This is a genomic window from Intestinibacter sp., from assembly GCF_034113885.1.
Classification (GTDB): Bacteria; Bacillota; Clostridia; order Peptostreptococcales; family Peptostreptococcaceae; genus Intestinibacter.
In genome coordinates this window covers 1-11440 of record NZ_JAXEWM010000196.1, presented here as the reverse complement: position 1 = coordinate 11440, position 11440 = coordinate 1, and the positions used below count along the sequence as shown (strand labels likewise).

Sequence of the window (11440 nt, the reverse complement as noted above, 5' to 3'; positions counted from 1 at the left end):
AAGAAACTAAAAATGAAGAAAACTACTCTAAAGAATTAGCTTCATTAGCAGAAATATTCGTAAATGATGCATTCGGAACTGCTCATAGAGCTCACTGTTCAACTGTAGGTGCTGGAGAATTCTTAGAAGAAAGAGTTTGCGGATACTTAATCCAAAAAGAATTAAAATTCTTAGGTGAAGCAGTTGCTAACCCAGTTAGACCTTTTACTGCTATATTAGGTGGAGCTAAAGTTTCTGACAAAATAAATGTTATAAACCAATTATTAGACAAAGTTGATAACCTAATAATAGGTGGAGGTATGGCATATACTTTCTTAAAATCTCAAGGATATGAAATAGGAAACTCTTTATTAGAAGAAGATAAAATAGATTACGCTAAAGAAATGATAGCAAAAGCTGAAGCTAAAGGTGTTAAATTATACTTACCAGTAGACTTCAAAACTGCTAACGAATTTTCACCAAATGCAGAAGTTGTAATAACTGAAGATCAAAACATAGCTGACGGATACGAAGGATTAGATATAGGACCAAAAACTGTAGAAAAATTTGTAGACGTTGTTAAAGGTTCAAAAACAATAGTATGGAATGGACCAATGGGTGTATTCGAATTTGAAGCATTTGCAGGTGGTACTTTAGCAATAGCAAAAGCTATGGCATCATTAGAAGACGCAACTACTGTAATAGGTGGTGGAGATAGTGCTGCTGCTGTTAACCAATTAGGATTCGGAGATAAGATGACTCACGTTTCAACTGGTGGTGGAGCATCATTAGAATTCTTAGAAGGAAAAGAATTACCAGGAATAGCTGCTTTAGATAACAAATAAGAGTAAATAATAACATAGAAGTTGATAAATAATATATATTGATATATTCAAAGGGAGGATATTCAAATGAGAAAACCAATAATCGCTGGAAACTGGAAAATGAACAAAAATATAAAAGAAGCTTTAGAATTCGTTAAAGAAGTAGGAGCTAGAGCTGATAGAGATGATGTAGAAGCAGTAATATGCGCACCATTTTTACAATTAAAAGACTTAAAAGAAGCAACTAAAGGAACTAAAATAAAAGTTGGTGCTCAAAACATGCACTTCGAAACTTCAGGTGCTTTCACTGGTGAAGTTTCTGCTGAAATGCTACAAGAAATAGGAATGGATTACGTTGTAATAGGACATTCTGAAAGAAGAGAATACTTTGGTGAAACTGATGAAACAGTAAACAAAAAAGTTTTAAAAGCTTTAGCTACAGGTATAAACCCAATATTATGCTGTGGTGAAACTTTAGAACAAAGAGAAGCTGGAGTAACTAAGGATCACGTTAAAACTCAAATATTAGCAGGGTTAAAAGACGTAGCTAAAGAAGATTTAGCAAAAGTTGTTATAGCTTATGAACCAATCTGGGCTATAGGAACAGGAAAAACTGCTACAGCAGAACAAGCTAACGATGTTATATCTTACATAAGAGAAGTTGTAGCTTCAGTTTATGGAGATTTAGCTCAAGAAGTTAGAATACAATACGGTGGAAGTGTTAAACCAGCTAACGTAGCAGAAATAATGGGACAAAGTGACATAGATGGAGCTTTAGTTGGTGGAGCATCACTTAAAGCTGATGATTATGTTGCTCTTGTAAATTTTAAATAGGAGTGAAGTAAGACATATGAAAAAACCAGTAGCATTAATAATTATGGATGGTTTTGGAGAAAGTAATAATACAGTAGGAAATGCAGTTAAAGAAGCTAAAACTCCTAATCTAGATAGAATCCAAGCAACTTATCCTAATACATTAATAAAAGCAAGTGGTCTTGATGTAGGTCTTCCAGATGGTCAAATGGGTAACTCAGAAGTTGGTCATACAAACATCGGAGCAGGTAGAATAGTATATCAAGATTTAACTAGAATAACAAAAGCTATAGAAGATGGAGATTTCTTCACAAACGAAATCTTATGCAAAGCTATGGACAATGCAAAAGAACATGCCGTTCATATAATGGGATTATTATCTGACGGTGGAGTTCATTCACATATAGATCACCTAAAGGCTTTAATCAAAATGGCTAAAGAAAAAGGTGTAGAAAAAGTATACGTACATGCATTTACAGATGGTAGAGATACTGACCCTCAAAGTGGTTTAGGTTACGCTCAAGAAATAGAACAATACATGTCTGAAGTAGGCGTAGGTAAATTCGCTACTGTAAATGGTAGATACTATGCAATGGATAGAGATAAGAGATGGGAAAGAGTAGAAGTAGCATACAAAGCTATGGTATATGGCGAAGGTGAAACTGCTAATTCAGCATCAGAAGCTATCAAAGCATCTTACGAAAAAGGTGCAACAGACGAATTTATCGTTCCAACTGTAATAGTTGAAAATGGTGAACCAGTAGGTAAAATATCTGACAAGGATTCAGTGATATTCTTCAACTTTAGACCAGACAGAGCTAGAGAAATATCTAGATCTATAGTTGATGCAGAATTTACAGGATTCGAAAGAGCAGATATAAGCACTTACTTTGTTTGCTTAACAGAATACGATGTTACTTTACCAAATGTTCAAATAGCATTTGGACCACAATCATTAAGCAATACATTAGGTGAATATTTATCAAAATTAGGTAAAACTCAATTAAGAGCTGCTGAAACTGAAAAATATGCACACGTAACTTTCTTCTTCAATGGAGGAGTTGAAGAACCAAATGCAGGTGAAGATAGAGAATTAATACCTTCACCAAAGGTTGCAACATACGACTTAAAACCAGAAATGTCTGCACCAGAATTATTAGAAAAGGTTCTAGAAAAAATAAACGAAGACAAATACGACTTCATAGTTGTAAACTTCGCTAACCCTGACATGGTTGGACATACAGGTGTAATGGAAGCTGCTGTAAAGGCTGTTGAAACTGTAGACAGCTGCGTAGGTAAATTAGTAGACAAAATAGTTGAAATCGGTGGAAGTGCTATAATAACTGCTGACCACGGAAATGCTGAATTAATGGTAGATCCAGAAACAGACAAGGTTATAACTGCACATTCAGTAAACCCAGTTCCATTTATAGTAGCTGGAAAAGATTTCGTAGGCAAAGGGTTATTAACTGATGGTAGATTATCAGATATAGCTCCAACTTTATTAGACATGATGAACTTAGAGAAACCAGAAGAAATGACTGGTCATTCTCTAATAAAATAATAAATAAAATTTGTAAAAATGACAAAAATAAAAAGACAATAGAGAAAAGCTAATCGAGAAGAAAATATACAAGAATAAAACATATAAAATTTACAAACTTACCCATCAACCCATTTGTGAAATATTATTGTTTTACAAATAAACGGCTCGATTAGTAGACAGCATGGAAGGAGAAAAAAATGTCAGTAATAGAATCAGTATACGCAAGAGAAGTATTAGACTCAAGAGGAAATCCTACTGTAGAGGTAGAAGTAGTTTTAGAAAGTGGAGCAGAAGGTAGAGCAATAGTTCCATCTGGAGCATCAACAGGAGCTTTTGAAGCAGTTGAGTTAAGAGATGGAGACAAAGCTAGATACCTAGGTAAGGGTACTCTAAACGCTGTTAAAAATGTAAACGACATAATAGCACCAGAGCTAGAAGGCTTAGAATCAACAGATCAACCAGGGATAGATGCATTATTATTAGAATTAGACGGTACACCAAACAAAGGTAAGCTAGGAGCAAATGCTATACTTGGAGTTTCTATGGCTGTTGCTAGAGCATCTGCAGATGAATTAGGATTACCGTTATTCCAATATATAGGTGGAGTTAATGCAAAACAATTACCAGTACCTATGATGAACATATTAAACGGTGGAGAACACGCTGATAATAACGTAGATGTTCAAGAATTTATGATATTACCAGTTGGAGCTTGCTGCTTCAGAGAAGGCTTAAGAATGGGAGCAGAAGTATTCCATGCATTAAAGAAGGTTCTTGCTGAAAAAGGTTTAGCATGCGGTGTAGGTGATGAAGGTGGATTTGCTCCAAACCTAGGTTCAAACAGAGAAGCATTAGAATTAATAGTTGAGGCGATATCTAAGGCTGGATACGAACCAGGCAAAGACGTTATGTTAGGGCTTGACGTAGCGGCTTCAGAAATGTACAACGAAGAAACTAAAAAATACGTTTTAGCTGGAGAAGGCAAAGAATTAACAGCTGAACAAATGGTTGACCTATATGAGGACTGGACAACTAACTTCCCAATAATCACTATAGAAGACGGACTAGATGAAGAAGATTGGGACGGATGGAAAATACTTACTGATAGATTAGGTAAAAAAGTTCAATTAGTTGGTGACGACTTATTCGTTACAAATACTGAGAGACTTGAAAGAGGTATAGAAGCAGGTGTTGCAAACTCTATACTAATAAAGGTTAACCAAATCGGAACTATAACTGAAACTCTAGACGCTATAGAAATGGCTAAGAGAGCAGGATACACTGCAGTTATATCTCACAGATCTGGTGAAACTGAAGATACTACTATTGCTGATTTAGCAGTAGCTGTAAATGCTGGACAAATAAAAACTGGTGCTCCATCTAGAACAGATAGAGTTGCTAAGTACAACCAATTACTTAGAATAGAAGAGTTAATTGGTGAGCCAGCTAGATACTGTGGAATGAAATCTTTTTACAATTTAAATAAGTAATTTATTTATGAATAGGAAGACTGCTTAAGGTGAGCTATCATTTTAGGCAGTCTTTTTATTATGTTTAAAAATTGTATTATAGTAGCTTTTTAGTGTATTATTATATTATATGAAATATTTGAAATAGGGAGTGATTTGGTGGAGGTACAGCAAAGAGATATAAAATATATGTTTTCAAATTCCGACTTGAAGAAGCTGATATTGCCGCTTGTGGTGGAGCAATTGCTTTTGATTACAGTTGGATTGGTCGACTCGATTATGATAGCGAGTGTAGGAGAGGCTGCTGTTTCGGCGGTTTCGTTAGTAGATAATATTGTTATATTAATAACTCAGATTTTCGTGGCGCTTGGGACTGGTGGAGCTGTTGTAGCAGGTCAGTATTTAGGTCAGAAAAATGAAAAGAAATCCTGTGAGGCCGCGGATCAGTTGATACTGTTTATAACAGTTAGCTCAATTGTTGTGATGGCTGTTTGCTATATACTTAAGTATTTTATTCTTCATAAGGTATTTGGGCATCTTGAACCAGATGTTATGAGCAATGCTAGTACATATTTAATGATAGTTTTCTTATCAATTCCATTTATAGGAATTTACAATGGAGCGGCGGCTTTATTTAGAGCTATGGGAAATTCTAAGATAACTATGAAAATATCTATACTAATGAATACAGTCAATTTTGTTGGAAATGCTCTTTTGATATATGGATTGAAGATAGGTATAGCTGGGGCTGCGATTCCGACGACTTTATCTAGAGTTTTAGCGGCTGTAATAGCAGTTTATCTCATAAGAAACAGCGAATTGCAAATTCATTTATCAGAGAAAATATGCACTCGTTTTAATAAGAATATGATTAAGAAAATATTGTATATAGGTATTCCAAACAGCCTTGAAAATGGAATGTTCCAATTTGGAAAGCTTATAGTTTTAAATTTAGTGGCGAGCTTTGGGACTGCTTCAATCGCTGCAAATGCTGTTGGTAACGCAATAGGTGTGTTCCAAGTAGCACCTGGGATGGCTATAGTGCAGGCGAATTTGGCGGTAATATCGCAATGTGTAGGTGCAAATGATGAATATCAAACTAGATATTACACTAAGAAAATGACCTTGATCGCATATGCAAGTATAATAGTCACAAGTGTAGTTATACTTTTAGCTATGGGAAAAATATTAGAGCTGTATAATTTATCAGATGAAACAGCGGCAATGGCGAGACAGATTTTGGTATTTACATGTATTTGGGGTATAGTAAGCTGGCCATTTTCATTTTTGTTGCCTAGCACACTTAGAGCATCTAATGATGTTAAATTCTGTATGTATGTGAGCGTATTTTCGATGTGGATATTTAGAGTTGGATTTAGCTATGTTATAGGAAGATATATGGGATTTGGTTTATTCGGTGTTTGGATTGCTATGGTTATAGATTGGGTAGTCAGAGGTATTTTATTTGAATGGAGATATTTGAGTGGAAGATGGAAGCTGTATTGGCATTAGAGTTATATTGATGGAGGATATATTTGCATGAAAGTAATGTTAAGGGGGAAGATTACATGAAGGTTGTAGTAGCGATAGATTCACTTAAAGGAAGCTTGAGCTCTGTAGATGCAGGAAATGCTATAAAAGAGGGTGTTCTCAAGGCTTGTCCAGATGCAGAGGTACTTGTCAAGCCCCTTGCAGATGGAGGAGAGGGGACTATAGAGGCTTTAGTCGAAGGTATGAAGGGAACTAAATACAAAATAGAAGTGCACGGTCCGCTCGATAAAAAGGTTACGGCATCATATGGAATAATAGAAGAAGGCGAAAAAACTGCGATAATAGAAATGGCTCAGGCAGCAGGGATTACATTAGTTTCGAAACAAGAGAGAAACCCTTTATACACAACTACATATGGAGTTGGAGAAATAATAAAGGATGCTATACACAGGGGATGTAGAAGCTTTATCGTAGGAATTGGTGGAAGTGCTACAAATGACGCTGGTGTAGGAATGATGCAGGCTTTGGGGTATAAATTTTATGATGTTGATGGAAATTTACTGGGACTTGGAGGTCAAATTTTAAGTAAAATCCACAGAATAGATGATACAGAAGCTTTAAAAGAGCTATCAGAATGTAGCTTCAAGGTGGCGTGTGATGTGGATAACCCATTATATGGTAAAAATGGGGCGAGTTATATTTACGGTCCACAAAAAGGAGCTACAGAAGAAATAGTGAAAATTTTAGACGATGGGCTTATAAATTTAAGCAAAGTTGTAAATAATACATATGAAAATACCCCAGGAGCAGGGGCTGCCGGCGGACTAGGATATGGATTTATGACTTTTTTAGGTGGAAAATTAGAATCAGGCATAGATATAATTTTGAAGGAGATCAATTTAGAAGAGGATATAAAGGACGCTGATGTAGTTGTTACAGGAGAAGGTAGACTAGATGCTCAGACTATAATGGGGAAGGCTCCTATAGGTGTCGCTAAGCTAGCTAAGAAATATTCTAAAAAGGTCATAGGTCTAGGAGGATCTCTGACAAATGACGCTTATAAGGCGAATCAACATGGTATAGATGCGGTATTTTCTATAGTAAATGAGCCGATGACGTTAGAAAAGGCTATGGAGCCTGAAGTCGCTAAGTTTAACTTGAAGATGACTGCTATGCAGATTTTTAATTTAATGAGGTAATCCGTATGATTTAAGATTTATATTGTTAATTTTTTCGAAAGAAGTAGCTGATTTCTTGTAATAAAAGCCGTATTATGATAAACTAAAGGTTGAATAATTCAAGTAAATAATAGGAGGGTACTCATGCTTAATAATATTTTAATGGGTGTACAAATAGTACTATCAGTACTTTTACTATTAGTTATAATGCCTCAAGAAGGAAAAGGAAACTTCTCTTCTGATTTCAGTGGAGCAGGAGAAGATGTTGAAACACAAGCTTATTTTAAACCAAAAGGAAAACAAGCATTTCTTTTAAAATCAACTAAAATATTCTCAGTATTATTTTTCCTTAATGCATTAGCATTAGTAGTAATAAACAAATAGTAAATTAGATGACTGGCCATCATTTAATAAAAATTTAAAGATTGAATTTAGTTTTTAAAATAAAAAAAGTCTTCTAGGACAAAATCCTGGAAGACTTTTTGCTTTAGATAAGTGCCATACTCTTCAATATATAAATCCAAATGAACATAGTGATTATACAGAAGAAAGATGTAAATACTATAAGCTGTGCGGCTAAATCACTGTCCCCGTCCATTTGCTTAGCCATTTGGAATGTAGAAACACCTGTAGGAGCTCCGTATATAATTGTCAAAGTAAGTAGAGCAATTCCTCTGAATCCTAGGTAAACACTAAGTGGAACCATAATTGAGGGAACTAAAATTAATTTGACTATGACTATAATTATAGTTTCGTTTAGGTATTTTTTAATATCAGAGAAGGAGAATGATGCACCTAGTAATATTAACCCTAAAGGAGTAGCTATTTTTGAGATATCCTTAACTGTTGATAGTACAGAAGTTGGAAGTTGGATCCCTATAAGAAGGAAAATTATCCCTATTACAGCTCCTATTATAAGCGGATTAGTTATTACTCCTTTAGCTATTTTTTTGACGTTTATTTGAGAATCTCTGAATATTTCAAGTGATATAACGGCTAGTACATTGAATAAAGGGACTATTGTCGCGATAAGCATAGCAGTAGTACCGACGTTTCCTTCGCCGTAGATTGAAGTCGCAACTGGTATACCAAATATTACGAAATTACTACGGAACACGCCTTGAATTAGAACTCCACGTTTTGAGTTTTCTTTTTCTAAACGAGGAACAATTAGTAATAGTAAAAGGAATAAAATAATTACTCCTGATGCAGCATATAAAATTAATTTAACATCAAACGCTTCTCCTAAATCAGTTGTATAAACGTTGTAGAATAATAGTACTGGTAAAAATACCTTGAAAACAACCTTGTTCATAATATCCAAGGTGTGTTGATCATACATTTTTATGTATTTTAGAAAATATCCTAGAACCATCATGAAAAATAACGGCGCTACGACATTAAATGATAAAATTAAATTTTCCATAAAGCCCTCCGATCGTATGTTATTTTAAATTAAATATACGTTTTAATAAAACTATTTCACTTAATATTATAATATATAATTTTAATTCGTAGTATATTAAATTTGTATAATAAGAATACATAATTAATAAGGCTAAGTCAAAGACCTAGCCTTAATTGTATGTGAAAATTAAACTTATTTATTTACCTTTAAAACTGCACCTTTGTCTCCTGATGTAACCATAGAAGCATATCTTGCTAAGTAACCAGTAGTTACTTTTGGTTCTCTTGGAGTCCAAGCAGCTTTTCTTCTAGCTAATTCTTCATCAGAAACTACGAAGTCTAGAGTTTTTTCTTTGATGTTTATCTTGATTATATCTCCTTCTTCAACTAGAGCTATAGGTCCACCTACTGCTGCTTCTGGAGAAACGTGTCCGATTGATGCCCCTCTAGATGCTCCAGAGAAACGACCGTCAGTTATAAGAGCGACACTTGATCCAAGTCCCATACCAGCTATTGCAGAAGTTGGATTTAGCATTTCTCTCATACCAGGTCCACCCTTAGGTCCTTCGTATCTGATAACTACAACGTCACCAGCAACTATTTTGCCACCTTTTATAGCAGCTATTGCATCTTCTTCGCAATCGAATACTCTAGCAGGTCCTTCGTGAACTAGCATTTCAGGAACTACAGCAGATTGTTTAACTATACCAGAATCTGGAGCTAGGTTACCTTTAAGAACTGCTATACCGCCAGTTTCAGAGTATGGATTGTCTATTGGTCTTATTGTTTCAGGGTTTCTATTTACACAGTTAGCTATGTTTTCGCCAACAGTTTTTCCTGTAACAGTTATTATATCTAGGTTAAGTAAATTTTTCTTAGTTAATTCGTTCATAACTGCGTAAACTCCACCAGCTTCGTTTAAGTCTTCCATATAAGTGTATCCAGCTGGAGCTAGATGGCAAAGGTTAGGAGTTTTTGAACTTATTTGGTTAGCTATGTCTACGTTTAATTCAACACCAGCTTCATTTGCTATAGCTGGTAAATGTAGCATTGAGTTAGTTGAGCAACCTAAAGCCATATCTACTGTTAATGCATTTTGGAATGCTTTTTCAGTCATTATATCTCTTGGTTTTATGTCTTTTTCAACTAATTCCATTATTTTCATACCTGCATGCTTAGCAAGTTTTATTCTTTCTGAGTAAACAGCTGGAATAGTTCCGTTTCCTTGAAGACCCATTCCTAGAGCTTCAGTTAAGCAGTTCATACTGTTTGCAGTGTACATTCCTGAGCATGAACCACAAGTTGGACAAACCTTGTTTTCGAATTCTAAAACATCTGCTTCATCCATAGTTCCAGCAGCGTAAGAACCTACTGCTTCAAACATACTAGATAAGCTTCTCTTTTCACCTTTAACACGACCAGCAAGCATTGGTCCACCACTTACAAATATTGTTGGAACGTTAACTCTAGCAGCTGCCATTAAAAGTCCTGGAACGTTCTTGTCACAGTTAGGAACCATAACTAATCCGTCGAATTGGTGAGCTATAGCCATACATTCAGTAGAGTCAGCTATTAAGTCTCTAGTCACTAATGAGTATTTCATACCTATATGTCCCATTGCTATACCGTCGCAAACCGCTATAGCTGGGAATACTACAGGAGTTCCTCCTGCCATTGCTACTCCAAGCTTAACTGCTTCTACTATTTTGTCTAGGTTCATATGACCTGGAACTATTTCGTTGTAAGAGCTTACTATACCTATTAAAGGTTTTTTCATTTCTTCTTCTGTGTGTCCTAAAGCATTAAATAATGAACGATGAGGTGCTTGTTGCATCCCTTTTCTTACTGCATCACTTTTCATTTCTATTATCCCCCTATAATCGAAAAATATTCATTCAATGTTAAATTTTTTTAATTCAAATTTATATAACTTATAATGAAGGTTTTTATTTTAAAACCCCTTGATATTAGCAATATTATGATGTATTATTTCTTTATAAATTATATAACATCATACTAATATATTTAACATATGATGTCAATAAAAAATAAATAAAAATTGGAAAACAATGAATAAAATTAAAAATAAAGACAATAATATAGCTAAGGAGTTAAAATTATGGAATACAACAGATCACAATCTCTGTCAGATCAGGCTGCTGACGAGATTTTAGATATGATAACAGTTCAGAAAAAGTTTAAAGTAGGTGATAAATTACCAAATGAAAACGAACTATCATCACTCTTAAATGTAAGCAGAACGACATTGAGAGAGGCTATAAAGATGTTAGTTTTACAGGATATAGTTGAAATAAAAAGAGGAAAGGGTACTTTTGTAAAAAGCGATGAGGTAGACAATTTTACTTTGGGTAATTTAAAAGGAAGCAATTCTGATTTAGCAGATTTATTAGAAATGAGGTTGATAATAGAGCCGATGGCAGCTTATTATGCCGCAAAGAGGGCTAGTGACAACGAAATCGAAAAAATACTAAATTATGGACAAATAATAGAAAATAAAATACAAAACGATGAGGACCGAACAGAGGCAGAGCAGCTATTTCATAATGCAATAGCAAAGGCTAGCAGAAATTCCTTTATGAAGGAATTAGTTCCTATTATAAGTAAGGCTATAAATGAGAGCGTAATATTGTCTAAACAGTACGAAAAGGCGACAGAGCTTACTTTGAAGGATCACAAAATGATCATGGATTTTATGAGGGACAGAAATGCAGA

At 34.7% G+C, this 11440-nt stretch carries 10 protein-coding genes; 8 read left to right on the top strand and 2 right to left on the bottom strand.

Going from position 1 to position 11440, the window contains the following annotated elements; all coding sequences use genetic code 11:
* The 7 genes from SPD90_RS12260 to secG form a co-directional block, all read left to right on the top strand.
* Positions 1-824 (top strand): phosphoglycerate kinase (locus SPD90_RS12260; RefSeq protein WP_320925416.1); only part of this gene is annotated, 824 nt, incomplete at its 5' end.
* Positions 825-890: 66 nt separating this feature from the next.
* The gene (tpiA, locus tag SPD90_RS12255) at positions 891-1637 is read left to right on the top strand and encodes a triose-phosphate isomerase (protein ID WP_320624405.1); all 747 of its coding nucleotides are present in this window, start codon (positions 891-893) and stop codon (positions 1635-1637) included.
* A gap of 16 nt (positions 1638-1653) precedes the next feature.
* Positions 1654-3180 carry a 2,3-bisphosphoglycerate-independent phosphoglycerate mutase gene (gene gpmI / locus SPD90_RS12250; RefSeq protein WP_320925415.1) on the top strand — a complete coding sequence of 509 codons (1527 nt, stop codon included), beginning with the start codon at positions 1654-1656 and terminating at the stop codon, positions 3178-3180.
* Positions 3181-3359: 179 nt separating this feature from the next.
* Complete coding sequence (gene eno, locus SPD90_RS12245; protein WP_290693894.1) at positions 3360-4652, top strand: phosphopyruvate hydratase; 1293 nt, start codon at positions 3360-3362, stop codon at positions 4650-4652.
* Between the two features lie 138 nt (positions 4653-4790).
* Positions 4791-6143 carry an MATE family efflux transporter gene (locus SPD90_RS12240; protein WP_331680165.1) on the top strand — a complete coding sequence of 451 codons (1353 nt, stop codon included), beginning with the start codon at positions 4791-4793 and terminating at the stop codon, positions 6141-6143.
* Positions 6144-6199: 56 nt separating this feature from the next.
* The gene (locus tag SPD90_RS12235; protein ID WP_320925414.1) at positions 6200-7321 is read left to right on the top strand and encodes a glycerate kinase family protein; all 1122 of its coding nucleotides are present in this window, start codon (positions 6200-6202) and stop codon (positions 7319-7321) included.
* Positions 7322-7444: 123 nt separating this feature from the next.
* Entirely contained in the window at positions 7445-7684 is a 240-nt protein-coding gene (gene secG / locus SPD90_RS12230) for a preprotein translocase subunit SecG (RefSeq protein ID WP_320624402.1), read from the top strand.
* Positions 7685-7787: 103 nt separating this feature from the next.
* On the opposite strand, the gene SPD90_RS12225 is transcribed toward secG, so the two are convergent.
* Both SPD90_RS12225 and ilvD read right to left on the bottom strand, forming a co-directional pair.
* On the bottom strand, positions 7788-8726 hold the full coding sequence (locus SPD90_RS12225; protein ID WP_320624401.1) for an AEC family transporter: 939 nt from the start codon (positions 8724-8726) through the stop codon (positions 7788-7790).
* Between the two features lie 174 nt (positions 8727-8900).
* Positions 8901-10568 (bottom strand): dihydroxy-acid dehydratase, encoded by a 1668-nt coding sequence (gene ilvD / locus SPD90_RS12220; protein ID WP_320925413.1) that lies wholly within the window; start codon positions 10566-10568, stop codon positions 8901-8903.
* A gap of 258 nt (positions 10569-10826) precedes the next feature.
* Between ilvD and SPD90_RS12215 the strand changes: the two genes are divergently transcribed.
* Positions 10827-11440 (top strand): FadR/GntR family transcriptional regulator (locus SPD90_RS12215; protein ID WP_320925412.1); only part of this gene is annotated, 614 nt, incomplete at its 3' end.